Genomic DNA, 25,487 nt, shown 5'->3' on the forward strand with positions numbered 1-25,487 from the left:
CAAGTTCTTGGGGTGCAATGGCAAGGCTAAAAACTTGTTGTTTTGATGGTCTTAATCAAAATTTTGCACTATCTTTGTAGCATGACAGAAGAGTTTGATATCAGAGAAGAAAAGTATTCACCAGCAGAAAAGGATTTTGAGAATGCGTTACGACCACCGAAATTTGCCGATTTTAGTGGTCAACAAAAGGTTGTAGACAATCTTCAAATATTCGTAGAGGCTGCAAAATATCGTGGAGAACCATTAGATCATACTCTTCTTCACGGTCCTCCCGGACTTGGAAAAACTACCCTTAGCAACATCATTGCTAACGAGTTGGGTGTGGGTTTCAAAATAACCAGTGGACCAGTGCTCGACAAACCAGGCGATTTGGCAGGTATTTTGACCTCACTCGAGCCTAATGATGTGTTGTTTATCGACGAAATTCACCGACTATCGGCAGTGGTAGAAGAATATCTCTACTCTGCAATGGAAGACTATCGAATAGATATTATGATCGATAAAGGTCCATCGGCACGAAGCATTCAGATTGATCTTAACCCCTTTACACTTGTTGGAGCAACCACCCGAAGCGGTTTATTAACAGCTCCATTGCGTGCTCGTTTTGGTATAAATCTGCATCTCGAGTATTACGATAACGACACTATTGCACGCATCATCAAACGCTCTGCATCGATTATACGAGTGCCTATCGACGACGATGCTGCTGCAGAAATAGCAGGAAGATCACGTGGTACGCCTCGTATTGCTAACGCCTTACTTCGAAGAGTGAGAGACTTTGCACAGGTGAAGGGTAGCGGACGCATCAATATCGACATTGCTCAATATGCTTTGAGCGCACTAAATATCGACCAATATGGATTAGACGAAATCGATAATAAGATCTTATTGACCATCATCGACAAGTTCAAAGGCGGTCCAGTGGGAGTGTCTACCATTGCAACAGCTATCGGAGAAGACTCTGGAACGGTTGAAGAAGTGTACGAACCCTTCCTCATTATGGAGGGATTTATCAAACGTACGCCTCGTGGACGCATGGCAACCGAATTGGCATACAGGCACTTTGGTCGCAAAATGTTCAGCGGTTTGGGTAGCGAAGCAGGCTTGTTCGACGAGTAATTCGCCCCCTTTGAACTGCTTATAACGTTGCTTGCAACGACAAAAGGGGGTTTATCTCACTTTAAATCTCCTTCTGTGTGCAACAGCATCTCTCTCTCGTTCGTTCTCAGCAAGGTGCATCTTCATTTGATTTCTATTTGCATCTACTTTAGAAAAGATAGAAAGACGCTTTGAAATAGATAAAGAAAAATCTTTGAATAGATAATATGACAAAAGCTATTTTTACAGGAAGTTTCGACCCATTCACCATCGGACACGACTCGATAGTGCAACGTGCGCTCCCCCTTTTCGATGCTATCGTCATTGCAGTGGGGCACAACGAACACAAAAAAGGTATGTTTAGCATTGAAGAACGTGTTGAACGTATTGAAAAACACTATGCCAATGAGCCTAAAATAGAAGTGGTGTCGTATAGCGATTTAACCGTAGATGTGGCACAAAGAGTAGGCGCAAACGTTATTATTAAAGGCGTTCGAAGCTTTAAAGACTTTGAATATGAACGTCAACAAGCCGAAATAAACAAAAAAATAGGGGGCATAGAAACCCTCTTTTTATGCTCAGATCCACAATTCGAAAGCATCTCTTCGAGCATTGTTCGAGAGCTTATCCACTTTGGTAGAGATGTTTCTGACATGATGATATAATGCAATGCAAACGAAATCAACCCATAGTTACAACGCATAAAAACAAGATATATGATAACATATAACAGCGAAAAGGTGAAAATGCCTAAGATAAAAAAAAGAGAAACCACTGCTTGGATTAAACAAGTGGCACAAAGCTATGGCAAAAAAGTGGGCGACATTGGTTATATGTTCGTTGATGATGAAAAGATATTAGAGGTGAATAGAGAATATCTTCAGCACGACTATTATACCGATATCATCACTTTCGACTATTGTGAAAACGATGAATTGAATGGCGATTTGGTGATTTCTCTCGACACAGTGCGCACCAATGCAGAGCTATTTGGAAAGACTTACGAAGAAGAACTCTATCGAGTTATTATTCATGGAGTGCTCCATTTAATAGGAATAAACGACAAAGGTCCTGGCGAAAGAGAAATTATGGAGGCTGCAGAGAATAAAGCTTTGGCTTTAAGAAAGCAGTAGGAGCAAGACTAAGAAGTGTTTCTTGTGGCACAATACCATATAGGATAGAAAATAATAGAAATAGATTAAACAGATTTTTTCGTTAAAATAAATAACGATTGCTTTGTAATGTGCCGATAATTTCGGAACTTTGCATTTCATCTTCGAAGATATTTATGCGTAAAGTAATAGGAATTGGCGAGTCGGGTCTCGACATTATATTTAGAAATGAACAACCAATTGCGGCGGTTCCAGGTGGTTCTACGTTCAATGCACTTATCTCTTTAGGTCGTTCGGGCATATCTTGTAACTTCATAAGTGAGATAGGTAACGATAGAGTAGGGATGACAATAAAACACTTTTTGCAAGATAATGGTGTAAACATCAATAATATTAGTAGTTTTCCCGATAGCAAATCGTCTGTGTCATTGGCTTTTCTCGATGAGCAAAACGATGCAGAATACATCTTTTATAAGAATCAACCACACGATCAACTCGATTTTTCTTTCCCAGAAATAGCACCAGATGACATCGTAATATTTGGTTCTTTCTATGCCGTAAACCCCACAATACATCATCAAGTGATTGCTCTTTTAGAGCATGCACGCAACAATGGGGCGATAATTTATTACGATGTGAATTACAGAAGCTCGCATCGTAACGAGGTAATGAAGATTACTCCCAATCTAATTGATAACCTTGAGTATGCAGATATCGTTCGAGGTAGTCGTGAAGACTTTGAAGTTGTATATAAAAAGGATAACCCCGACACCGTATATAAAGCCGAAATAGCATTCTATTGCAAAGACTTTATCTACACAAATGGTGCCGAAAATATCGTGTTAAGAGGCAAAAACGACTTCAAAAAAGAATATCCTGTAGTTCAAACAAATACAGTTAGCACAATAGGAGCAGGCGATAACTTCAATGCAGGCTTCATTTTTGGACTCATAAAAAACAATATTACCCGCCAAATGATAAGCGATGGCTTAACAGAAACACAATGGAACGAGTTGGTGAACTATGCAACTCGATTCTCAGCCAATTGCTGTGAGGATATATATAACTATATTTCAAAGGATTTTGGTGCACAAATGAATCTAACTTTAAATAAATAATAGATATGATTGAAATAAAGAATAGCGTTTATTATGTAGGTGTTAACGATAGAAACAAAGCTCTTTTCGAAGGCTTATGGCCACTACCTGATGGCGTATCGTATAACTCTTATTTGATAGTAGACGAGAAAGTGTGTTTGATTGACACTGTAGACGTAGCATTTTTTCCACAGTTTTTAGACAACATTCGTGCCGTTATTGGCGACAGACCCATTGACTATATCGTTATAAACCACATGGAACCAGACCATAGTGGCTCGCTTGGACTGATGAGAAAGTATTATCCTAATGTTGAAATCGTGGGTAATAAAAAGTCATTCCACTTGCTTAAAGGCTTCTATGGCATATCTGATAAGGAACTAGAAGTGAAGAATGGCTCTGAATTAAACTTGGGTTCGCATAACTTAAAGTTCTTTTTAACCCCAATGGTGCATTGGCCTGAGACCATGATGACACTCGATACAACCGACAATATCTTGTTCTCTGGCGACGGCTTTGGTTGCTTTGGAGCTTTAAATGGAGGTATTATCGACGAGGAAATCAATTGTGATGAGTTCTGGTTAGAGATGGTTCGCTACTATTCTAACATCGTTGGAAAGTATGGAATACCTGTTCAAAACGCCTTAAAGAAGTTTGTTAACGAGCAAGTAGATTACATTTGCCCCACACATGGACCAGTTTGGCACCAATATAAAGAGAAAGTGATGGCGGAATACGACAGAATGAGTCGCTATGACACTGAAGAAGGCATCGTAATATGCTATGGAACGATGTATGGACACACCGAATCGATGGCAGAATGTATTGCAAAAGCCGCTTCTTTAGCTGGAATTAAGAACATAAAGGTATACAATGTGTCTAAAACTCACCACTCTTACATTCTAAGAGACGTGTTCAGATACAGAGGTTTAATTGTTGGTGCACCAACATACAACACTGGTTTGTATCATGAAATGGAGGTTTTACTCAGCGAAATCGCCAATAGAGACATTAAGAACCATGCCATTGGCTGGTTCGGAAACCATGGTTGGGCTTCTAAGGCTGTAGGAAAGATTGCAGAATGGAACGAAAATCATTTGAAATTTGAGCCAGTAGGCGAACCCGTAGATATGCTTCAATCTTTAGATGAGGATTCAACTGAACGTTGTAAAGCATTGGGAAGAGCTATGGCAGAATATCTAATAGCACAAAGAGGCTAAGCAAACAGCATAGAGAAGAAAGGTGATAAGGCAACGTATCACCTTTTCTTCTCTTTTTTTATTATAGTATTTACAGCTCAAAAACATTGCAACAATAGCGCAGAGCATTCATTTTTCGCAACGCATATTATTGCATTCGCAGGGCAACGAGGCACTATTTTGCTTGCAAGCGTGTGGTTCTTGCCACACAAGTCTATCGACATTCTTTTAAAAAGAGCCATCCCCTTGGTTGCAACCACACCATAACACCATTTAAAGAGGAAAAGAATTAAAAAGAAAAATATAGTGATATGATGAAAATAAAGAAGTTAGGTTTATTGCCACTCATTATTATTTCGATTATAATAGGCATCGCCTTAGGAAACGTTTTGCCTCTTGAGGCAGTTCGAGTGTTCACCACTTTCAATACACTTTTCAGTCAGTTCCTCGGTTTTATGGTACCTTTGATTATCGTAGGACTTGTTACTCCAGCCATAGCCGATGTGGGAAAAGGAGCCAAGAAGTTGCTTTTAATTACCGTGTTGTTGGCTTATTGCGATACCGTTTTGTCAGGATTGCTCTCTTATGGCGTTGGTTCGTGGCTCTTTCCGAGCTTAATTAACACCAAAGAAACATTTGAACAGGTGAAGAGTGCCACCGCCATTGAACCTTATTTCACCATTAATATCCCCGCATTGTTCGATATAATGAGCGGTTTAGTGTTCTCGTTTATTGCCGGACTTTGTATAACTTCGCAGCGTTTAAACAACCTTTATGGCGTGTTTAGCGACCTTTCTAAAGTGGTAGATGCCGTTATTCGAAACGTAATTATCCCCATTTTGCCACTCTACATCTTCGGTATTTTCTTGAATATGACCTATAGTGGCGAGGTGTATCACATGATATTGGTATTTGCAAAGATTATCGTTGTGATTTTTGCACTACACATCATCATTCTATTGTATCAGTTTAGCATTGCTGGAACCATCGTAAAGAAAAATCCTTTCGTGCTACTTAAAACCATGCTTCCTGCCTATTTCACCGCATTGGGTACCTCTTCGTCGGCAGCAAGCATACCCGTTACCTTGCAACAAACCATGAACAATGGCGTGTCGAAAGGCATTGCAGGCTTTGTTGTACCCCTTTGTGCCACCATTCACATGTCGGGTTCGGTGATGAAGATCACCGCTTGCGCCCTCACTATCTGCATTTTGAATGGTATGCCACACGACTTTATGCTCTTTTTCGGCTTCATTCTCCTCTTATCCATCATGATGGTGGCTTCACCAGGCGTTCCTGGAGGATCTATTATGGCAGCTTTAGCCCCCCTTGCCAGCGTTCTTGGCTTCGATAGTGAGGCTCAAGCCTTGATGATTGCCTTGTATATTGCCATGGATAGCTTTGGAACAGCCTGCAATGTAACAGGAGATGGAGCGGTAGCTCTTATCGTTGAGAAAGTGACAAAGAATTCAGTTGAGGAATAAGCTCATTTTCAACGGCTTACAATAGCACTGCTTTTAGGTTGCAAACTCATTGATTTTGAGGCGAAAAAGCATTGTTATTGCGGTGTAATAACGCTGCTCTTGAAAGGGGAAGAATATGAGTTGAAAAGACGAAGAAATATGGATTGCGCTCGTTGAATGTTGCTCTGCTCGTTGAACTTCTGAATAATAATCAATTAAAAATATCTTTATGCAAAATAAAATCGCTTCAATCCTCTTCTTGTTGCTCGTTGCTATCAATGCGAATGCGCAAAAGAGGGTAGACACCAACACGTCGATAGAACAACAAGGAATGGTAGATATTCGTTCACTCGACAAAACAATTCGAGTGAGTTTGATGTATTCTCGCTCTAATAACTTCACAGGTGAGGTGCTTTATACCGACCTTACGAAGGCTTATCTTCATCCTCTTGCAGCCCATGCATTGGTAAAGGCTCAGGCAAAACTAAAAGAGTTGCGCCCCGATTTGAGCTTGATTATCTTCGATGCAACTCGCCCAATGAGCATACAACAAAAGATGTGGGACAAGGTTAAGAACACTTCTAAAGACATTTATGTGAGCAATCCTGCCAATGGAGGAGGTCTTCACAACTATGGTTTGGCAGTGGATATCAGTATTTGTAAGCTCAATGGCGACACAATAACAATGGGAACGAAAGTCGACCATATGTCGCTCGCATCGCATGTAGACAATGAAAATAACTTAGTGGCAAAACGAATCATCACCAAAGAAGCGCAACGAAATCGTGAACTCTTGTGTTTGGTGATGCAACATGCAGGTTTTAAGCCCTTGAGAACAGAGTGGTGGCACTTTAATTTTAGGACTCGTGCCCAAGCAAAACAATTCTTTAAGGTGGTGAAATAGTTGCCTTTTATTGACGAGAGCCTTTCTCTTACATCGAAAAACGAAAAAAGTCTTATGCCGAAACCGTGTTGGGCATAAGACTTTTCTTTTGCTTTTAAAGCAGATTATTTTTGATATTTGCAGCAACCAGGAAGCTTATCGTAAGCTGCTTTCGATGCTTTCACGTTGCCAGCGTCGTGTCCTACAGCTGCAATAGCTTTCTGAACCTTTTCAACCGATGTGCTCTTGTCGTCGAACACCAATGCAAGTTGCTTTGTTTTGCTATTCCAGTTGGCAGAAATAACACCCTTCACGCCCTTTGCAGTCTTCTCAATTCGTTCTTTACATGTCTCACAGTTACCTCCAACTTTAAAGGTTTCCTTCACTGTTTTTGCGTTGGCAGCCACAAAAGAGCATGCCACAACCGCTAAAAGAATTAACTTTTTCATGTTTATAATTGTTTTATTGATGAATAATATCGGCATTTTGCAATGCCATCTTAAATATTTTTGTTCTTTATTTATTGTTGAATTTGGGTTGAATAACTATCTGTTCATCATAGAAGGTTTGCCGTCTAACTGTGCACTTGCATCGATAGCAAACACTCCATTGGTAACAATTTCCTCGCCATCAGCCAGTCCTTCGGTCACAATATAGCCGTCGGGAAGAGTCGGACCCAATGTCACTTCACGCAAAGTGAATATTGGATGGCCGTTGCTTCCATCTTTAACGTACACAATAGAGCGTTTACCTGTCCATAAAACAGCCGACTTTGGCACTACAATGTCTTCGCTATACTTATTTAAATTGGCTGTGATAACGCCCGAAATAAGCATCTCTGGCTTAAAAACTCCTTTGGCATTGCTCACCTCAACACGCACTCCAGCGGTGCGAGTTTGGGCATTTAGCACAGGTTCTACAAACGAAATGCGACCCGAAAAGGTGGTGCCTGGAGCCCCTTCTGCCGTGAATTGCACTGTTTGTCCAACCTTAATGAAAGGCAAATCGGTTTCGTATGCCTCGAAAACAGCCCAAACCGAGCCCAAATTAGCTATTTGTAGCAACACATCTCCTTGCTTAACATAACTTCCTTGCTCTACATCTTTACTGATAACTGTGCCCGATACGTTCGCTTTGATAGCGGTATAAGGAGAGGCTTTACCGCTTTTTATCATCGAATTGATTTCGCCTTGCGACACATTTAACAGCTTAAGCTTTTCAATTGCGGCATCAACTACCAGCTTTTTCCTTTGCAAATCGGGGTACGAAAGGGCTGCAATAAGCTCTTGAGAAGCAGTGTATAGCTCTGGAGAATATATTAAAGCAACTGTTTGTCCCTTATGAACTACATCGCCAATGGCATTGATATAGAGGCGTTCTACACGTCCATTGACATACGCCGACTGTGCTTGTTGAGAGCGTTCACTGGGCCTTATCTTGCCAAAAAGACGTATTTCTTTATTCGTTTTGCCCGTTCCTACCACCTCAGTTTCGATGTTTGCCAATGCAATAGCTTCCTCACTCATCATCACTGCGTTAGGATCTATGTTGCTTTTAGTATTCGATGTGCTTTTAAGAGGCGTTAAATCCATACCGCAAATGGGGCATTTCCCGGGCTTATCTTGTTTAATTTGGGGGTGCATAGAGCAGGTATACACCTCGTCTTTGCCTGCTTCTGTATGTTGATGACCCTCTTTTTTACTTGAATTAGAAAAGAAAACAAAGCCCAAAAGCAAGCCTATTGCTAATATAAAGGCATATCCTAACCAAGGTTTTTGTTGTAGAATATCTTGTATTTTACGTTTCATATCGATGTAATTTATTGTTGTGAACTATAATCATATTTAGAAATCATCTTCTCATATTGCGCTACTAACAAGCAAAGAGCAGCCACACTATCCGAGCGTTTGCGCTCATTATCGATCTGTTCTCTTAGTGTTTGCAAGACATCTGTGAGCGAAGACGATCCGTTGATATATTCTGTTTGAAGCAAGTTGAGCGTGTTGTTCAATAAAGAAATTTGATGATTGTAGAGTGCAATCTTTCTTTTTGCGTCGCTCATTTGCTGTTGAAGTGCCACAAACTCGGTTTGCAAAGCATCTTTTTTGCGTAGATAAGCCTCTTGAGTGGCTTGTATTTGCAATTCAGCTGCCTTTCTTTCAGCATTCACTTTCTTGCGATATATGGGCAAACTAACCTTCATCATGGGCATAAACATATCCATTCCGTTCATGTCGGGCATTGCTCCTGAGAGCGGATGGGGGTTCTTTTGATTCACCATATACTCCACTCCGAGGGCAAAAGAGGGCATACCTTTGCGCTGAGCCAATTCCTTTTGTGCCACGAAAGCCTCGTTTTGTGCTTCTAATTGCTCAAGAGCAGGGTGATTTTTCTGCACCTCTTGCCATTGCATAAAAGGCGTTTCACGAGCCAAAAGCGTGTCGGGTAGGGCAATAAAACTATTCTCTGGGCGGTGAAGCAACAAGTTAAACTGCTGCTTTAAAGCATTAATCTCGTCTTGAATACTCGCTATCTTCTCTTGATAAACAGCGTCTTCGGCCTCTATTCTGAGTTGATCGCTCATCTTTGAGCCCTTTGTTGCAAGCGAAGATTTATACTGATAGAGCATGGCTTGTTTGATGTTGTTCAGTAACTGACGATTTTGAACGATGTATTTCAATTGCTCTTCTTTGGCAAGAAGGGTATACCATTGTTGCTGAACCGTGTAGCTTAGGGCTATTCCAGCCTCTCTCCACTGTTGAAAAGCAGCGTTAGCCTGTTTCTCTTTCATTGTTCTCGTGGCTTTAAGTGTGCCAAACCAAGGGAACATTTGCATCACTCCCACAGTTAATACCTGTCGTCCATTTTCCTGAGTCATGGGCTTTGGGTAGACACTTAGCGAGAGTTCGGGATTGGGTAGCACCCCACTTGCCTCGGCATTCATCACTATGGCTTGGTATTTGTGATAGCCTGAGGCCACTTCGGGATTGTTCTTGGCAGCCACTATGATGTAGTGCGCAAGGCTATCGGGTTGAGAAGTGTTGGTTGTTGCAGTCGCCTTTAACAAACAAGTGGTTATCATTGCCATGCAACCTAAAAGATATCTAATCATAACTAATTTTCGATTGTATTTTGTTTGTTGATCTGTTCATTTTTAAAAGCAGTGCTATTAACTTGTAAAAGCAATGACTTTGGGTTGTAAAAGCGTTGTGTTTGCAGTGCAAAAGCACAACTATTAGTTGCCCAAGTATCAGTCCCTTTGTTCTAATAGCTTTGTCGCTCTCTTCTGTTCTCTCTTTAAAACGCTCTCACGCCACCAACATTGAAGTACGGGAACCACCAGCATTGTCATCGTTTGAATGAGCATTCCGCCAAAAGTAGGAATGGCCATAGGCACCATAATGTCTGCTCCTTTACCCGTAGAAGATAGCACTGGCAAGAGAGCTATTAAGGTAGAAGCAGTTGTCATGGCTGCTGGTCGAATGCGTTTAAGACCTGCTTTCACCACTGTTTCAATGATTTCTTGTTTGGTTTGTGGGTTCTCTTCCTCGAAAACCTGATGGATATAGGTTCCCATCAACACGCCATCGTCGGTGGCAATACCAAATAATGCAATGAAACCAACCCACACTGCAACGCTAAGGTTAATGGTGTGGATGTCGAAAAGCGTGCGCATATTCTGTCCAGCGATAGTAAAATCCATGAACCAAGACTGCGAATAGAGTCCAATGAGAATGAATCCGCCTGCAAAAGCCACAAATACTCCCGAGAAATGAATGAGAGATGCGGTGACAGAACGGAACTGAAAATAAAGTATGAGCAAGATAATTAAGAGCGTAATAGGTATTACCCACGCCAAACGTTGTGTGGCATGAGCCTCTTGTTCGTATGTTCCTGTAAACTGATAGGTCACTCCTTTAGGTAGAACAATCTTGCCTTTAGCCACCAAGTCGTCGAGCGTTTGCTTGGCATTGTTCACCACATCTACTTCGGCTGTATTGTCTTTCTTGTCGAAAGTGATGTAACCCAGTAAGAAAGTGTTCTCACTCTTAATCATAGTTGCACCCTTTTTAAACTCAATATCGGCAAGTTGTGAGAGCGGAATCTGCGTTCCGTCCGACGCACTTATCAACACATTGCCCAACGATTCGGGCTTATCTCGAAGCTCTCTTGCATACCTTACTCTGATATTAAAACGCTCTCTGCCTTCAACAGTCGTTCCTTCCGACATGCCACCAATGGCTGTCATGAGGATATCTTGCATGTTTTGAACCTTTATTCCGTATCTTGCAAGCTTCTCTCTGTTGAGCTTTATCTCTACATAAGGTGCACCTTCGGTTCTGTCGTAGAACACACTTGCATGGTTAATGTTGTCGATGTGCTTCAAAGCTTGCTCGAGTTGAAGACCCGCTTTCTCAATAGATGCAAGGTCGGGGCCAAATATTTTGAGTCCTATAGGAGCCTTTAAGCCTGTAGAAAGCATCACCATTCGGGTGGCAATAGGCTGAAGTTTGGGCGCACCAGTGATGCCTGGCAGTGTAGCAGCATTGCTTATTTCGTTCCAAATGTCGTCGGTTGTGTGTATTTCCTTTCTCCATTGGCGGAAATAAGAACCGCTATTGTCGGCAATTAGGCTATCTTTAGGAATTATTCTAAAGCCCTTTTCGGGGTCATAAGTACCGCCTCCTTTGAGCACGAAACGTCCCTTTGAGTCGGTTTTAAAGCGTTGTCGCTGTCCCATCTCATTGAGCATGTATTCAGAACGATAGTTAACTGTGGTCTCATACATCTGTATTGGGGCTGGATCTAATGCCGAATTGGCTCTTCCCCACTTACCAACTGCCATCTCAACTTCAGGTATTGCGCTCACACGGCGGTCTATTTGTCGGCTATAGTCAATGTTCATTTGAACTCCCGAGTGTGGCATTGAGGTGGGCATAAGCATAAATGAGCCTTCATCTAACGTGGGCATGAACTCTTTTCCCGTGTTTTTCCAAACCAAAAAGCCTGCAATGAGCGTGGCAACAGGTATCGACATAAACGCCAATCGATGTGCCAAACACCAGCGAAGAATGCGTTCGTAGTAGATAACCAACAGCCATAAAAAGCCCAATATCACACCAACTATCAACGCAACAAACACTACATTCACCACAATTCCACTGTTTGCGCCTAATGGCAACCATGCTTCTGCAAGCAGATAGATGGCTAAAAGCACCGCAATGGCAATCATTATTTGATTGATTGTGATGGTTTTATTGTGCCAAGTGAAGGTGCGTTGAGGTTTTAAACGAATGAGTAGAGCACCCAATTTGCGGGGTGTTTTGAACGAAAAGACCCAATATGCCAATGTAGGAAGCACCAAAACGCCGAGTAAGAGCGATGCCACAAGGGCAATAGTTTTAGTGAATGCCAATGGATGAAACATCTTTCCTTCTTGCGCTTCCATAGCAAACACAGGGAAGAAGCTTATAATTGTGGTTGCCATAGCAGTGAAAACAGCTCCCGAAACCTCGTTAACAGCCTCTAATATCAGTGTTTCTAATTCTTTTCCATATATCTCTTTGTGGGCTTTTTGAATGGGTTCGAGCCGCTTTAAGATGTTTTCCATCAGCACAACTCCCACATCTACCATCACACCAATAGCGATTGCGATACCCGAAAGCGCCACAATATTGGCCTCGATGTTGGCTAATCTCATGATAATAAAGGTCATTAGCACTGCAAGAGGCAACATACTGGCAATGATTGCCGATGCTCTTAGGTTGAAAACGAGGATTAAAACCACGATAATACATATCAAGATCTCGTGAGAAAGGGCACTTTCCAAGGTTCCAATGGTTTCTTTTATCAGCTGAGTTCTATCATAAAAGGGTACAATAGTAACCTTAGATATGCTTCCATCCTTTAGTTTTTTCTCTGGTAAGCCCACCTTTAGCTCTTCAATCTTAGCCTTAACGTTATTGATAACGTGCATAGGATTACTGCCATAGCGTGCTACTACGACTCCACCTACAGCCTCTTGACCTTCTTTATCGAGTCCTCCTCGGCGGTCTGCAGGGCCAAATGTCACCTTAGCAACGTCCTTAATACGCACCGAAATGCCATCTTTTGCTGTGATAGCAGCCTCTTCTAAGTCTTTAAGATCTTTGATATAGCCCAGTCCACGAATAAGATATTCCGCCTCATTCACCTCAAAAGTGCCAGCACCTACATCGATATTGGCATCTTTCACCGCCTTCATTACAGCTGTAAGGTCTACTCCATAAGCCCTCATAGCGTTGGGATCGAGGTCTACTTGATATTCTTTTTCATATCCACCAATCGACGAAACTTCGGAAACTCCATTGGCAGAGCTAAGCGAATAGCGCACATAAAAGTCTTGAATAGTGCGTAATTCTTCAGGATTCCAGCCTCCTGAGGGCTTATTTGTTTTGGTATCACGTCCTTCAAGCGTGTACCAAAACACCTGACCAAGCGCAGTTGCGTCGGGACCTAACGTGGGTTGAACACCCGAAGGCAACAGACCTGGGGGCAAAGAGTTGAGCTTCTCTAATATTCTTGACCTGCTCCAATAGAACTCAACATCATCTTCAAAGATGATATAGATGAACGACATGCCGAACATTGATGTCGAACGAATGGTCTTTACACCAGGAATTCCGAGCAAAGAAGTGGTTAAAGGATAGGTAATTTGCTCTTGAATATCTTTAGGAGAGCGTCCCATCCACTCGGTTGCAATAATCTGTTGGTTGTCGCCTACATCAGGAATAGCGTCTACTGCCACTGGGTTTCGAGGCAAAAAGCTATGCGGCAGCTCGAAGGGAGCAGTGACAACGCCTCCAACGAGGATTGCAATGAGAAGGAGAGCCGTTATAAATCGGTTCTCAATGAAATATTTAATGATTTTATTAAGCATCGTTTTATTGATATAAATGATAAATCTATCAAAGGGATATATGCCCTGTTTGCATCTCTTATGAAGATGAATCAAGGCATAAGGAAACCGTTCGTTATAAACAATTATAACTAAAACACTCGCTTAAAATAAAGGAAGAAAAGGGCATAAAGGGATATTTTTGCCCCTTGCAACATTACACACGAGCAGTGAGGGCACTGCTTGGAGGTGCTCTCAAACCACTATTTCGACTGTAATCTTTGGGGTTATAGGGTGTTCGCCATCGCTGTTTGGGTAGCGTGTTGCCCTCCTCTACAACAATAAGGGGTAGAAGTTTGCTTGCAGGAAGCGCACATATAAAGCCATTATCTACGCTAATCAGAGGCGCAGTGTGCACCTGTTGACCTTGCATAAACTGAGAAACAACTTTATATTTGTGGTGAATGGTTTTGCAATGGCTACATTGATTGTTGTCGTCCATGCAGTTTTCCATTCCCTGCACATCGTTAGTTGTAACGCTAACACCATTCACAATGACACCAACAAACATGTCACCACAATAGTGTACACCAACATTTAAGCCGGTGGTGCTCACCAATAAAAGTGAAATAATGATGTATGTGAATAAGCGTTTCAACCTAAAAACAATTTAAAATATAACGATTACAAAAATAGTAAATATCTTATTATAATATTGTTTTTTCGTTTTTTTTCTTAAAACAGAGAGATGTTTTTGATGTATGTCAAATCCGTTCGATGCGAAAAGCAATGATATTGAGATGTAATAGCGTTGCTTTTGAAAGCTAATAGCATTGTTATTGTGAGCTAAAAGCATAGTTCTTGTTTATTGATTGTGTTGTGCTTGATAATCAAAGAGTTAGATGAATGTTTGAAAAGGATAAGATCTTTTTACTCTGTTGATGGTCGAATAGAAATCAATTGAAGGTAGTGGATATCAGCATTTGTAAGCTCAATGGCGACACGATCACAATGGGAACGAAGGTCGATCACATGTCGCTCGCATCGCATGTAGACAATGAAAACAACTTAGTGGCAAAACGAATCATCACCAAAGAGGCGCAACGAAATCGTGAACTCTTGCGTTTGGTGATGCAACATGCTGGTTTTAAGCCCTTGAGAACAGAGTGGTGGCACTTTAATTTTAGGACTCGTGCCCAAGCAAAACAATTCTTTAAGGTGGTGAAATAGTTTTTTAGAAAAGAGGTTGAATGGTAACTTTATACGAATGATGGTTAGTTATTGATGAAGTTACCACTCATTTTGTGGTCTACATTTTATATTTTGCTCGTAAAAGGTCTATGCTATAGATGTTGTCGGGCGTTGTATTCACCGCAATAGTAGTAGCTTGTAGGGGCACTTCTACGCCATCTAAGGTCAACTTTCCAGTGGTAACAACCGCAAAAAGATCCTTAGAAAACTTGTAATCATAATATCCCCACGACCAAGGAGCTGCCACATCATAGTTTTGAACCACTATGTGTTGCTTGCCTCCGTATGTTACTTTGAAGGTTTGAGGCTGTATTTTAGTTATAAGAAAACAAATAGGAGCATCGTCGTAGAAGTTGATTTTACAAGTAAGTGGCTGTTCATCTACCTGATTTAAGGCTGCTTTCAAATTGCTGTCTTCAATAAAATCGGTCAAAGCTCGCATAGGAATAGAAGCTATGGTGAGCGTTGTATCGTTGGCCACTCTGCACTTTATGTTGCGAACAGTATCTACTTTGTTATACTTCGAGCCTGGTTTAGAAGGCTGATTAAGCACAAAGGTCATGCCTGTTGTATATTCTCCAAGGGTAAGACTCAAAGCTCTTGCTTTCTCTTCTTTGGTCAATACTCGAACATCGTTATTGTTGTCATTATCACAAGACGACATCAAACCGATGCAAAACACTGCTAAGACGAATAAAATAAATGATCGTTGTTTCATAATTCGTATGAGTTTCAATTGATAATATTACTTTTTATGAATGCTGGCATAATGCAAGGGGTTCCTCGTTTCATGTAGATTGGTACTATCAAAATGTGAAATCTCTTTATTGGGTCAGCCTCGTTTTTTGCTACAAATATACTTTTTTTTTTGCAAAGGCAATGCAAAAACCTCCATATTTTGTAATTTGAGGGGAGAAAGGTGAGGTTTGTGAGTTGTAAGGATCAAAAGAAAAGGGAAATTTGGGGATCTAATTAAAAATAATTATAAGTGCCTTTAGCAAGCTCTCTAAGTCTCAGAATATGAATTATGATATAAAATTTCTTTCTTCTTTTTATCTTATTAAGATGTATAAAATAAAAAAACGACTGATAATTGATGAATTATCAGTCGTTATCAGTACCCAGACCCGGGGTCGAACCGGGACGGATTGCTCCACTGGTGTTTGAGACCAGCGCGTCTACCGATTCCGCCATCTGGGCTTAATGCGTTGCAAAGGTAATACATTTTCTGTGATATAGCAAGACTTTCATATTTTTTTTTGATCGAAGTGATATGTTATCTAGAAAATAAGGAAGATATATACAGAGAGAAAAAGGGAACATATACATCAATAATAAGCAATAAATACACAAGTAACAAGCAACAAATATAAATATAATGAGCAATAAGTACACAAGTAACAAGCAAAAAATATAAAGATAATGAGCAATAAGTACACAAGTAACAGGCAATAAATATAAAGATAATGAGCAATAAATACATAAGTAACAGGCAATAAATATATAAATAAGATGCAAGAAATATAATTGTAAGAGCTAAAGTAAGGATGTTTTAAGGATGTATAGAAGAATCTTATTATTCTTTTATTTTTCTCATTTAAGCTTATATTTTTGAGAATAAATTCTATTTGTAACTGATATATACACACTTTTATTATCTGTAATAATTACTGAACTTATTTTTTTATTTTGTATATGACGTTATTATTTCTTGTTGAAATTTGTTGCTTTAGAGAGTAAAATAATGAAACAAAGGAAAAGGGTAAGCTCAGTAGTTGATACCTTATGCTTACCCATCTTTTATGTTCTTGCGATGTAAGAGTTCATCGCCTCAATCGTAAATACTGATCTTTCGAGATGCGAACTCACCCCTATTGCTTTTCATTTTGGTGTGTATTAGATGCTTATCTCCTTACACTTATGTTCAAAGAACAATGATTCATTCAGTTACTTTCTGCTTCATTATTATTCAAAACGCCTAATAATGCGGTTGAAATAGCGATCAACACTTTGATAATAATAGAGAAAATACTCTTCTTTTCTGCTTTCATACTTATTCAATTTAAAGGTTATTAAAATGTAATGTTTTTCTTATTTGCTCGCATGAGCATTGGTTTTAGATCGTATTATGCCATACTTTCCTCCTTTCTTTATTGGTTATTAATGAATGATGTGCAACCAGTTGTTGTTCTATTGCACCACAAAATTAGTACAACAACCTGTTTGTTGCACCATAAAAGCAGTGTATCAAAGTGTATATCATCGTGCAATTAGTTCGTTATAAGAATGTTACAACAACCCAATTACACACATATCAAAAGAAAAACAACCCACCATTCCATTTTAAAGAACAGCAGATTGCCCTATATTATATAAGGTGTAAGAGTGCAAAGGAAGCCCCCTCACCTATTAAAGTCTATCTAAAAGTCTCACTAAATCAAGTTCACCACCAGCCAGTTCACGTTCCATAAGAACAAGAACAGCGTGATAACCACTGCCACAACACGCACTATCGATAACGCCTTGCCCTGCATTAACCTGAAAAGATGAGCGATAGCAAGAGGAATAACGAATGCCCAATGAGCCGTCATGATATACACTTCGTTGATACCAAAGCCCAAACCCACGTGCAACACCATATCTAATAGCCACCACGAAGCGCACAATTGCATGAGCTTTTGCTTGCGACCAGCAAACAAACCAGCAAAGAACAGCACCAAAAGAAGTCCTTCTATGGCGTAATTAAAGATGTATCTGTAAGGCACAATCATTGGTCTATTGCGCAAAACGTCCTCTAAAGCATGGTCTTGATGAAGCTGAATGCCCTCTCCGAACAGGTTTTCTACAATAGAAGAGGTGCGAGATGTGGTGACATCCGTCCATCTCATAAACTGCCCTTCGCTAATAGGTGCGCCCTGCTTAGGCTGCTTTTTCTTCTTCACCCCGTTGGTTTTGTTTTGCACAGGCTTAGCAACCGAATCCTGCTTATTCTGCACTTGCGAGTTAAAAGAAAGCAGTTCCTTTGTAGAAACCTCTTCTTTTTCCTTCTGCTTTCGTGCCTCTTGCAGTTTCTTTTGAATCTGCTTTGCCTTTAAAGCCTTGTCCTTCTTTTGTTTATCAGTCTTTCGTTGCATTTCAACGGGCCACACCATCACTTTGTATTCCCACTTACTTACGCTCCACATCACTGCAGATGGCAAGATAATAGCTAAGAGAAGGTGACGCCAATTGAAGAACTTTTTGCCGTTAACAAATAGAGATGCCAAGAAAACTTTTAAGCCATTGTTGAGCGAAATACCTCCCGTTACCACGAAGAGCAAAATGGTTTGCGTCTTAGTGAATAGCAATTGTTTGTCCATTCGTTGCGAAGCCACATACAAAGTGAATACAAGCATAAAGAACGACATAATGAAATGGTCGGGGACGATGCACGAAAGTAAGATATAAGCAAACGAAAAGAGCATTATAGTCAACAAACTTGCATCGAAGCGACGTAGTTTCAACGATGAGCGCAATATGCGATAGAAGAACACAAAGCCGTATATTCCACAGAAAGTTTGCAGAAATGGCATAATGAAAATGGCGCAATTGATGCCCGTTATATACATTAACAGCTTGTTAATCAGGTAGAACGGATACATAAAGAACGCCAACAAGGGGTGACGATATACGTTATAGCCAGCCCACCAGTCGCTAATGATCGAGTAAGTGATGGGGTCAAAGCCCGAAACATGAAAGTGTCTGATGAATAAAGGCCAGTAGAATCGGGCAAAAGGAGTGAACTTATCATAGTAAAGATTGATCACTAAACCATTTAAAGCCACCAAAACAATGAAGAAGAAAAGTACCAAAAGGCGTTCTTCTTTCTGTATTTTGAATAATGAAAAGATTTTTTTCATTGGATAATTATTTTACTTATATAAATCTATCAATAGATAGTTGTAGGCTATTTCTTAGTTAAGAAAAAGCGAACCAATATAAAGTTGATGGGCACGCACACTGCAAACATGGGCAAAGGAGCCAGTTTTTGCGGTACACCTATATATAAAAAGGCATTTAAAACACCTAATTGCATAAAGTAGTTCACCACATGCGACAAGGCGAAACCCATACCTCTGCGAGCGTTTGCCTTTACTTTGAAAGTGAAATAAGTACTTGCAAAGAAGTTAAATATAAAGCTAATGACATAACCCAGTGTTAAAGCCAAGTTGTGATGCATCGCCTTTAATGCCACAATATAAATGGCATATTGCAACACAGTGGCAGTTCCTCCCACCAAAACAAAGCGCAATATTTCAGCAAGAGCCTTGCGTTTATTGGGTTCTAAATGGTTTATAATGTTGAACATCTGCATATTTTAGCATTTCACTATCGCCCGAACTATCACCATAAGCAGTGATGTGATATTGTTCTCGGGCAGGAAACAGCTCTTTAATTCTATTCACCTTTTCGGCACCATAGCAGTTTTTCGATGCAAACGAGCCAGTAACAATGCCGTCTTTCACCTCAATTTGTGTTCCCACCACAATGGCATTGGGGCACACTTCGTTAAAGAAAGGCTTCACCCAGTTATCGATACTTGCCGTAACCACTGCCACAACCGCCTCCTCTTGCTGTGCTTCTCGTAGCATTTCGAGGGCTTGGGGGCGCATAATAGAGCTGTTTTCGTGGGCAAAGTTACAACATATTTCATTAAACTCATTGATGTCTGTGCCTTTAAAATAATAGGAAAAGAGTTGTTCTTTCACTTTCTCGTTGCTCTTCCAACCCAGCTTCATCAACACAAGTAACCACAAATGGGCAATGAATCCTTTGTAAAACGCCTTCGTTCCTTTGGCATATCGAATAAAAAGAAGTAAGGTGTCATGTGTGGTAAGCGTTCCATCGAAGTCGGTGGTAATGAGTTTTTTTTTCTCGTTCATCATCTTTTTGTTTTCCTTCTTGAAAGTCTTTGTTTATGGGCTGTTGCGCCTTTGTGTTGCAAGGGCATTGTTTTTGAGAGGTAAAAGAGCTGCTTTTAGCATGCAACTACAATGCTTTTACAGTATAATATCAGTGCTTTTGCAGAGCAGTTTCAATTGAAGTGGTTTGTTATAGACAATATATAATGATGGCAAACGACGCTCCCCACGCCACAACAATAGCTTGAGTGAAGTGGTCGTGCAATAGAATTTTGGTGGGGTCGCCACTCTTTTTGTCTACAACAGTGAGCTGAATGTAGCGCAACAAGCCGATAAGTACTAAAATAGAAGTGAGATATAAGTATTCGGTATTGAACCTTTCGAGCACCTCTGGCGATACAGTGTACATGATATAGCACACCAATGTCACCGCAGCAGTGATGGTTATGGCTTGGTTAATGAATGTGGTGTTATATCTAATGGTATTCTTTCGGGGTGCTTCGCCAGTCTCATTCATTCTCAACACATCGTCTCTTCGCTTGGCAAAGCTAAGAAAAAGGGTTAAAAGAAAGGTCATTAATACAATCCATTTACTTAACATTACGTTTGAAGAAACACCTCCCGACAAGATTCTTAGCACGAACCCAAATGCCACAATGCACACATCTATAATGGCATATTGCTTTAGTTTGGCGCAATAACATAGATTCATTCCATAATAAAACATCAAAATGCCGAGCGTTTCATATCTATTTTCGGGCAAAAGAAAGGTCAACGACACGCCAATTGCCAACATCAACGCCATTAAAAGATAGGCGGTTGTAATCGAAACTCTGCCCGATGCAATAGGACGAGCGCACTTCACATCGTGCTTTCTGTCTGCCTCTACATCGTAGATGTCGTTGAAACAATAAACAGAAGAGGCGATAAAGCAAAACGAAAGCATGGTTATCACACTGCTATAAAGGGCTGTTGAGTGAAAAAGACTACCGCTAAAAAACAACGGCAACAGCACAAATATGTTCTTTACCCATTGGTGTGGGCGTGTTAACTGCACGATTGATTTCATCTATTGATATGTTTTAATGTGAATGAAACGATGCGTTGAACAAGCATTGCCAATGGAATACTGATGGCAAGGCACAACACAAGGGTTACAAAATAATGGAGATGGTGTCGCTGAAGGGGCACCAATATAAAGTGGAGATGTAGTAAATACAACTCAAGACTTATCGAACCTAAGAACGCCCAACATTGTTTTACCACCTTGTTGGTGTGGTGCAACGCCTCACTGGCTAGCAAAACACCTGAAATAGTGATTGGAATATACAACATTCTGTTGATGAATAAGGGGTAATGTCCATGTTCCCATTGCTCTAAATAGCAGGCTATGGCAAGCGGAAAAAGGAACATTATCCACAAAAGAGGGCGTGTGTTGGGGGCAAATGTCTTTTTTTGAAGAATGTAAGGAGCCATGTTAATGCCGATGAGAAAGATCGAAATGCGACTCCAAAAGATTTCTAAATGCCACAAAGTGTGATGCAAAAAGGGTATCCAAGCAACGGCACAACACCACACTATGGGCACTATTGCCAGCCAAGTGTAGAGCCTGTTGCGGTTAACAAGTTGGATATAGAAGGGCGAAATGAGGTATAATGCCATCAAAGCAGGTATATACCAAAAGGTTAACTCGCCGTGTAACCAAAAGTCGAGGTGCGCTATTACATCGCCTAAGAGGTCGAACACATCCTTACTAAAACCGCTTTTGTGGTAGAAATGAAAGCCATAAAAGCACGAAGCCAATAGCAACCAAGTGGGATAAACACGCAAAAAGCGTTGCTTGTAGAAGTGTTTTAGATTGGGACGACTATGCCATGAGAACCAAAGACCAATGCCACTAAGAAACAAAAAGATATCGACACCCACGTTTCCCATTCGCTTTAAGCCATAAAACCAACTTGTTTGAGGCACATAACCATGGAAAAGAACAACTAAAAGCATTGCTATTCCCATTAATTCTGTGCGATATTTGCTGATTAGCTCTATCGAAACTGGATGTGAAGTAAAGCCATTTCTATTTCTTGAACAACTCATCTGAAACCAATTTTATTAGGTGCTTAAACACAATGGCTACGACTATTGAGGCTAAGAAATAAAGTAATAAGCCCGAATATACATCGCCTTGTCGACTAATTGGTATGAATATTTTTCGTGTTATGGGGTGACTTACAAACAAAGCAGCCGATATTGAGCCTACCCAAGCTAAGCTATTTTGAAGCACTTGGGGCAAAATGCGAACAAAAGTGAGTCCAAAAACGCACACAAAAGCAGGCACAACAAACCATGTTTGATAGTGCAAACTACCTAAAAAGATGCCCACCAACGAGCCGATAGCAAGAAGATAGCAGGTAGAAAGATTGATTTTAGGTTCAAATCGTGCATAAAGTATGCCTAAACCAAAGGGCAAAATGCCTCCAATAGAATTGTAACGCAACTGATTGAGCATGTCGGATGTGGGCAAACACACAGCTTGCACAAGCCAACAAAGTGCAATTAAGCCTACAACCACCCACGAACTGCGACGAAAAATCGCTACTCTATAAATGAGATAGAGTTGCAACATCAAACCAAAGAACCAATAAGGACCTGGCCAAATGGCTCTATCTGGGTTGGTAAAGAGGTTATTGGTCATGGTTATTTGCCCCAAAACATTGCCCAAAGTGTAGTGATATGAACCTGGAGTGATGAGGTCTACCATGGTGAAAGCAGCGAAACCCACAGTCATCATGCCCCAAAGTTTGCGAAAATGGTGCTTCATAAAGCCTGCCAAAGGAACGCTTTGGGGTTGCGAAGCATATTTCTTTTCGAGTCCATAAGCACTTAAAAAGAGAAAAAGGGGCACGCCATAGTGTCCAAAGAACGATATGATATGCAACAAAAAGTTGCTATCGGGCGAGGCAAAAGTATGCAACATGCCTTGAACATTGTTGCTTTTAAAAGTGTATTCGTTCTCTCTTACAATGCCACTAAGCCAATGACAATAGTTATGAAGAATGATTCCGAGGATTGCAAGACCTCGAATGGCACCACTATTTACTATTGATTCTGAGTTATTTTGTATTTTTTCGGCACTCATTTTTTTTTATTCAAACCTTGTTATATCGTCTTTTAAAAGACGCTTTTATTCTATTACAATCGAAGAACTTTTCTACTATGACTAAAAGCTATGCAATTACGATGCAAAAGCAATGTTATTAGCACCTAAAAGCAATACTATTGCAGGCTAAAAGTAATGCTTTTTATTTCAAAGCGTCGTAGTCAGTCGTTCCTTTTAATAAGCGTTTGCGCTGCTCATTGTAGTTGGGCGAAATTAAATTGTGTTGCTCTTTGTAGGCACTTGTTTTGATTCCAGCCAAGTAAAGCAATAGATGTGGCAGAGCATCGGTCATATATTTGCGGTTACGAGCTTTGCGAATGGCTCGCACAATCTCTGGATGTCGAACCGAATACTTGGTCGAAGACCAGATCCAAAAGGGTATATCGAACTCTGCATGCGCCAAACGTGCATCTATTTTAGCCGAGTGTAAGCGACAAAAGAAATGCATGTCGCCTTCAAAACACTCTTCTCCATGATCGGGAACATATATCACTATGGCCTCTTTTTTCTCGAAACGACGGATAATTTGGTCAACAATTGAGTCGTTATACAAGATCGCATTGTCGTAATCGGATAATATTCTGCGCTCTCTATTGTTATGGTTGGGCTTCATTTCTTCATAGTCTTCGCCCTTAAACTTCTTCCTATCGTTAGGACTTCGCTGACGATAATTAACGTGTTGACCAATTAAATGGAAGATGAAAAGATTGTTCTTGCCACTTTGTTCCTTTAAAGAATCGTACTCATGAAGCAGTCCTTCGTCGTAAGTATGTAGCTTATCGTTGCGTGTATCGAATTGAGCTTTACTCAATTCTGCATTGTTTAAGAAGAAACCTCCACTTAAATCGTACACCGCTTCGCTTGCTTTGGGCAAGAATTGGTTGGTGATGAAGGTGACATGATAGCCCGCTTTACGGAACAATTCGGGAAAAAGTGGATAGTCGCACCACTCTCCTTTGTCGCCAACGGTGTAGGTAGAGAAGATGTGTTTGAACACAAAACTGGTTAAATTCCATGGGCTTACCACGTCGGTAAAGGGTATTAAGCGACCCTGTTTCTGTCGTTTTATCTGTCGAGGAGTGGTTGGTTTGATGTAACCATACTGCGAAGAGTGATGTCTGTTATAACTTTCCCCGATGATAAGAACGATGTTTGGCGAGGTGAACTCACAACTATCTACATCTACTTTCTTTGAAACTTCGATCAAACGGTCGAGCTGTTGCGATACAAGTGAATTGGCATACAAGCTGAACGCTAAACGATAGAGGGGGAGATAAAGTTCGGCATGGTCGTTTCCTGTTAGCTGATGTTCGGCATCTCCAATGTTTTGGGCGGTTAAAAGCTTATGTATCTTGCCCTTATTATGCGCTGTTGTGACAACAGCCAATACCAAACAAAGAGCTACAACACTTGCTGTTATATATGAAGTGAAGGGCTTTACGAAGATATTACGCAGCTTTTCGATGAACGAGCTTACCACTTTATTCTTGCTAAAAAGCTTTAGTAACGAGTGATGGAATGCCAAAACGATATTGAAAAGCATGAGAAGAAGAATGTGACCCACACCACCTAATAAGACATCTGCCGACAAACACGAGCGAAGAAACTCGCCTGCTTCTCGTGAATCGGTTTCAAACATCAGCAATAACATCGTTGGATTGAGGGTAGAATCGAACTTAGTGAAGCAGTAAACATCTACTATTGCGATGCAATAACCTATGATATAGAAGAGAAAACGCACTATCTGTCGCACTTTGAGGGGCAAAAGGGCAAGGAAAGCGCACACCAAATAGAGGTCGACGAATAGCTCTAAATACAAATTCTTATACAGCTTCATCCACCATACATTAGGAAGTGTGTCCCAAGAGCACAGCCATCCAAGGAAATACATAAAGATAAAGAACACAAAATTTAGTTGGATTGGAGCTAAAATAATGCGTGCAAGGCGTTGAAAGATGCTCTTCATTTCTTATGGATAATTACTATTTAGTTTACAAAAATAATGTTTTTTTATCATATCACCAAGTAAAAATGGGCATTGAAAACGAACATCTTTCAGTAAATTCTATATTGAGTAAAAACGAGATGCAAAAGAGTTGATTAGCAACTATTCGACACTTAAAATATATTGAGTTGAAAGTTGTAGAAAAAGTTCATTTGTTTAGGATGATAAAAGCATTGCTTTAGGGGTGTAAACACAATGATATTGCAGTGTAAAAGCAGTGAGATTAGAGGCTAAAAGCACTGTGTTTCTAAATAGATGACTAAACGATTGATTCTTAGTGGGGATGCTAATGGCTCTTGACTTTGGTTCACTGCGGTGAGCATAAAGCAAGAGCTGTTTACGATTCACATAGTAAACAGCTCTTAAAACCACAGGATAAAATTTATTATTCTTCCTAAAATCAATCTTCTTTTTTTGATCTTTATAGTTTGTTTGTAGACAGAT

22 protein-coding genes, 1 tRNA gene and 1 pseudogene are annotated in these 25,487 nt (G+C 40.4%); 8 read left to right on the forward strand and 16 right to left on the reverse strand.

All coding sequences use genetic code 11. From position 1 onward, the window contains the following. The first annotated feature begins 81 nt into the window (after positions 1-81). The 7 genes from ruvB (at position 82) to HMPREF0669_RS08060 (ending at position 6,873) form a co-directional block, all read left to right on the forward strand. Positions 82-1,119 (forward strand): Holliday junction branch migration DNA helicase RuvB, encoded by a 1,038-nt coding sequence (gene ruvB, locus HMPREF0669_RS08030; protein WP_009227969.1) that lies wholly within the window; start codon positions 82-84, stop codon positions 1,117-1,119. A gap of 206 nt (positions 1,120-1,325) precedes the next feature. Further along, positions 1,326-1,763, forward strand: coding sequence for a pantetheine-phosphate adenylyltransferase (gene coaD / locus HMPREF0669_RS08035; protein ID WP_009227968.1), 438 nt, complete (start codon positions 1,326-1,328; stop codon positions 1,761-1,763). A gap of 51 nt (positions 1,764-1,814) precedes the next feature. Beyond that, entirely contained in the window at positions 1,815-2,231 is a 417-nt protein-coding gene (gene ybeY, locus HMPREF0669_RS08040; RefSeq protein WP_009227967.1) for an rRNA maturation RNase YbeY, read from the forward strand. Between the two features lie 155 nt (positions 2,232-2,386). After that, positions 2,387-3,328: a carbohydrate kinase gene (locus HMPREF0669_RS08045; RefSeq protein ID WP_009227966.1), complete on the forward strand. Its 942-nt coding sequence runs from the start codon at positions 2,387-2,389 to the stop codon at positions 3,326-3,328. A 5-nt stretch (positions 3,329-3,333) separates the two neighbouring features. Next, positions 3,334-4,527 (forward strand): FprA family A-type flavoprotein, encoded by a 1,194-nt coding sequence (locus HMPREF0669_RS08050; protein ID WP_009227965.1) that lies wholly within the window; start codon positions 3,334-3,336, stop codon positions 4,525-4,527. 290 nt (positions 4,528-4,817) lie between these two features. Further along, positions 4,818-5,990 carry a dicarboxylate/amino acid:cation symporter gene (locus HMPREF0669_RS08055; protein WP_009227964.1) on the forward strand — a complete coding sequence of 391 codons (1,173 nt, stop codon included), beginning with the start codon at positions 4,818-4,820 and terminating at the stop codon, positions 5,988-5,990. A gap of 208 nt (positions 5,991-6,198) precedes the next feature. Further along, positions 6,199-6,873, forward strand: coding sequence for a M15 family metallopeptidase (locus HMPREF0669_RS08060; protein WP_009227963.1), 675 nt, complete (start codon positions 6,199-6,201; stop codon positions 6,871-6,873). A 104-nt stretch (positions 6,874-6,977) separates the two neighbouring features. On the opposite strand, the gene HMPREF0669_RS08065 is transcribed toward HMPREF0669_RS08060, so the two are convergent. The 5 genes from HMPREF0669_RS08065 to HMPREF0669_RS08085 all read right to left on the reverse strand — a co-directional run bounded on the left by HMPREF0669_RS08065 (position 6,978) and on the right by HMPREF0669_RS08085 (position 14,387). Beyond that, positions 6,978-7,301 carry a heavy-metal-associated domain-containing protein gene (locus HMPREF0669_RS08065; protein ID WP_020967334.1) on the reverse strand — a complete coding sequence of 108 codons (324 nt, stop codon included), beginning with the start codon at positions 7,299-7,301 and terminating at the stop codon, positions 6,978-6,980. Positions 7,302-7,397: 96 nt separating this feature from the next. Continuing rightward, complete coding sequence (locus HMPREF0669_RS08070; RefSeq protein ID WP_009227962.1) at positions 7,398-8,660, reverse strand: efflux RND transporter periplasmic adaptor subunit; 1,263 nt, start codon at positions 8,658-8,660, stop codon at positions 7,398-7,400. Positions 8,661-8,671: 11 nt separating this feature from the next. Further along, the gene (locus HMPREF0669_RS08075; protein WP_009227961.1) at positions 8,672-9,964 is read right to left on the reverse strand and encodes a TolC family protein; all 1,293 of its coding nucleotides are present in this window, start codon (positions 9,962-9,964) and stop codon (positions 8,672-8,674) included. A gap of 138 nt (positions 9,965-10,102) precedes the next feature. Beyond that, the gene (locus HMPREF0669_RS08080; RefSeq protein ID WP_009227960.1) at positions 10,103-13,771 is read right to left on the reverse strand and encodes an efflux RND transporter permease subunit; all 3,669 of its coding nucleotides are present in this window, start codon (positions 13,769-13,771) and stop codon (positions 10,103-10,105) included. Between the two features lie 175 nt (positions 13,772-13,946). Continuing rightward, on the reverse strand, positions 13,947-14,387 hold the full coding sequence (locus HMPREF0669_RS08085) for a hypothetical protein (RefSeq protein ID WP_009227959.1): 441 nt from the start codon (positions 14,385-14,387) through the stop codon (positions 13,947-13,949). A gap of 311 nt (positions 14,388-14,698) precedes the next feature. Here HMPREF0669_RS08085 and HMPREF0669_RS08090 point away from each other — a divergent pair. After that, positions 14,699-14,959 (forward strand): annotated as a pseudogene (locus HMPREF0669_RS08090) (M15 family metallopeptidase); the annotation flags it as partial. A 79-nt stretch (positions 14,960-15,038) separates the two neighbouring features. On the opposite strand, the gene HMPREF0669_RS08095 reads toward HMPREF0669_RS08090, so the two are convergent. From HMPREF0669_RS08095 to HMPREF0669_RS10310, 11 genes are all read right to left on the reverse strand, one after another. Beyond that, positions 15,039-15,698, reverse strand: coding sequence for a DUF4840 domain-containing protein (locus tag HMPREF0669_RS08095; protein WP_020967337.1), 660 nt, complete (start codon positions 15,696-15,698; stop codon positions 15,039-15,041). A gap of 400 nt (positions 15,699-16,098) precedes the next feature. Then, positions 16,099-16,180 (reverse strand) — tRNA-Leu (locus tag HMPREF0669_RS08100). A 743-nt stretch (positions 16,181-16,923) separates the two neighbouring features. Next, complete coding sequence (locus tag HMPREF0669_RS10600; protein WP_020967338.1) at positions 16,924-17,031, reverse strand: DUF6486 family protein; 108 nt, start codon at positions 17,029-17,031, stop codon at positions 16,924-16,926. Between the two features lie 381 nt (positions 17,032-17,412). Beyond that, positions 17,413-18,879 (reverse strand): DUF6080 domain-containing protein, encoded by a 1,467-nt coding sequence (locus HMPREF0669_RS08105; RefSeq protein WP_009227955.1) that lies wholly within the window; start codon positions 18,877-18,879, stop codon positions 17,413-17,415. Positions 18,880-18,926: 47 nt separating this feature from the next. After that, on the reverse strand, positions 18,927-19,328 hold the full coding sequence (locus HMPREF0669_RS10365) for a GtrA family protein (protein WP_009227954.1): 402 nt from the start codon (positions 19,326-19,328) through the stop codon (positions 18,927-18,929). Continuing rightward, positions 19,294-19,902: an HAD family hydrolase gene (locus HMPREF0669_RS08115; RefSeq protein ID WP_009227953.1), complete on the reverse strand. Its 609-nt coding sequence runs from the start codon at positions 19,900-19,902 to the stop codon at positions 19,294-19,296. Before HMPREF0669_RS08115 ends, HMPREF0669_RS10365 begins: the two co-directional genes overlap by 35 nt. A 169-nt stretch (positions 19,903-20,071) precedes the next feature. Next, positions 20,072-20,950, reverse strand: a complete 879-nt coding sequence (locus HMPREF0669_RS08120) for a decaprenyl-phosphate phosphoribosyltransferase (protein ID WP_009227951.1) — start codon at positions 20,948-20,950, stop codon at positions 20,072-20,074. After that, positions 20,947-21,975, reverse strand: coding sequence for an acyltransferase (locus tag HMPREF0669_RS08125; protein ID WP_020967339.1), 1,029 nt, complete (start codon positions 21,973-21,975; stop codon positions 20,947-20,949). Before HMPREF0669_RS08125 ends, HMPREF0669_RS08120 begins: the two co-directional genes overlap by 4 nt. Further along, complete coding sequence (locus HMPREF0669_RS08130; RefSeq protein WP_009227949.1) at positions 21,956-23,017, reverse strand: acyltransferase; 1,062 nt, start codon at positions 23,015-23,017, stop codon at positions 21,956-21,958. The genes HMPREF0669_RS08125 and HMPREF0669_RS08130 overlap by 20 nt, the downstream gene beginning before the upstream one ends. A 163-nt stretch (positions 23,018-23,180) precedes the next feature. Next, on the reverse strand, positions 23,181-25,004 hold the full coding sequence (locus HMPREF0669_RS08135) for a phosphoethanolamine transferase (protein WP_020967340.1): 1,824 nt from the start codon (positions 25,002-25,004) through the stop codon (positions 23,181-23,183). 195 nt (positions 25,005-25,199) lie between these two features. Next, on the reverse strand, positions 25,200-25,391 hold the full coding sequence (locus HMPREF0669_RS10310; protein ID WP_156860573.1) for a hypothetical protein: 192 nt from the start codon (positions 25,389-25,391) through the stop codon (positions 25,200-25,202). Positions 25,392-25,487: the final 96 nt, after the last annotated feature.

It is taken from the genome of Prevotella sp. oral taxon 299 str. F0039 (assembly GCF_000163055.2).
Taxonomy (GTDB): Bacteria; Bacteroidota; Bacteroidia; order Bacteroidales; family Bacteroidaceae; genus Prevotella.

What these genes read in the sequence shown, in the direction of transcription:
- HMPREF0669_RS08050 (WP_009227965.1), top strand. Translation starts at nt 3,334, where the DNA reads ATGATTGAAATAAAGAATAGCGTTTATTATGTAGGTGTTAACGATAGA.
- coaD (WP_009227968.1), top strand. Translation starts at nt 1,326, where the DNA reads ATGACAAAAGCTATTTTTACAGGAAGTTTCGACCCATTCACCATCGGA.
- HMPREF0669_RS08115 (WP_009227953.1), bottom strand. Translation starts at nt 19,902, where the DNA reads ATGAACGAGAAAAAAAAACTCATTACCACCGACTTCGATGGAACGCTT.
- HMPREF0669_RS08125 (WP_020967339.1), bottom strand. Translation starts at nt 21,975, where the DNA reads ATGAGTTGTTCAAGAAATAGAAATGGCTTTACTTCACATCCAGTTTCG.
- HMPREF0669_RS08080 (WP_009227960.1), bottom strand. Translation starts at nt 13,771, where the DNA reads ATGCTTAATAAAATCATTAAATATTTCATTGAGAACCGATTTATAACG.
- HMPREF0669_RS08135 (WP_020967340.1), bottom strand. Translation starts at nt 25,004, where the DNA reads ATGAAGAGCATCTTTCAACGCCTTGCACGCATTATTTTAGCTCCAATC.
- HMPREF0669_RS08105 (WP_009227955.1), bottom strand. Translation starts at nt 18,879, where the DNA reads ATGAAAAAAATCTTTTCATTATTCAAAATACAGAAAGAAGAACGCCTT.
- HMPREF0669_RS10365 (WP_009227954.1), bottom strand. Translation starts at nt 19,328, where the DNA reads ATGTTCAACATTATAAACCATTTAGAACCCAATAAACGCAAGGCTCTT.
- HMPREF0669_RS08055 (WP_009227964.1), top strand. Translation starts at nt 4,818, where the DNA reads ATGATGAAAATAAAGAAGTTAGGTTTATTGCCACTCATTATTATTTCG.
- ybeY (WP_009227967.1), top strand. Translation starts at nt 1,815, where the DNA reads ATGATAACATATAACAGCGAAAAGGTGAAAATGCCTAAGATAAAAAAA.
- HMPREF0669_RS08045 (WP_009227966.1), top strand. Translation starts at nt 2,387, where the DNA reads ATGCGTAAAGTAATAGGAATTGGCGAGTCGGGTCTCGACATTATATTT.
- HMPREF0669_RS08065 (WP_020967334.1), bottom strand. Translation starts at nt 7,301, where the DNA reads ATGAAAAAGTTAATTCTTTTAGCGGTTGTGGCATGCTCTTTTGTGGCT.
- HMPREF0669_RS08070 (WP_009227962.1), bottom strand. Translation starts at nt 8,660, where the DNA reads ATGAAACGTAAAATACAAGATATTCTACAACAAAAACCTTGGTTAGGA.
- HMPREF0669_RS08120 (WP_009227951.1), bottom strand. Translation starts at nt 20,950, where the DNA reads ATGAAATCAATCGTGCAGTTAACACGCCCACACCAATGGGTAAAGAAC.
- HMPREF0669_RS08095 (WP_020967337.1), bottom strand. Translation starts at nt 15,698, where the DNA reads ATGAAACAACGATCATTTATTTTATTCGTCTTAGCAGTGTTTTGCATC.
- HMPREF0669_RS10600 (WP_020967338.1), bottom strand. Translation starts at nt 17,031, where the DNA reads ATGAAAGCAGAAAAGAAGAGTATTTTCTCTATTATTATCAAAGTGTTG.
- HMPREF0669_RS08060 (WP_009227963.1), top strand. Translation starts at nt 6,199, where the DNA reads ATGCAAAATAAAATCGCTTCAATCCTCTTCTTGTTGCTCGTTGCTATC.
- HMPREF0669_RS08075 (WP_009227961.1), bottom strand. Translation starts at nt 9,964, where the DNA reads ATGATTAGATATCTTTTAGGTTGCATGGCAATGATAACCACTTGTTTG.
- ruvB (WP_009227969.1), top strand. Translation starts at nt 82, where the DNA reads ATGACAGAAGAGTTTGATATCAGAGAAGAAAAGTATTCACCAGCAGAA.
- HMPREF0669_RS08130 (WP_009227949.1), bottom strand. Translation starts at nt 23,017, where the DNA reads ATGAGTGCCGAAAAAATACAAAATAACTCAGAATCAATAGTAAATAGT.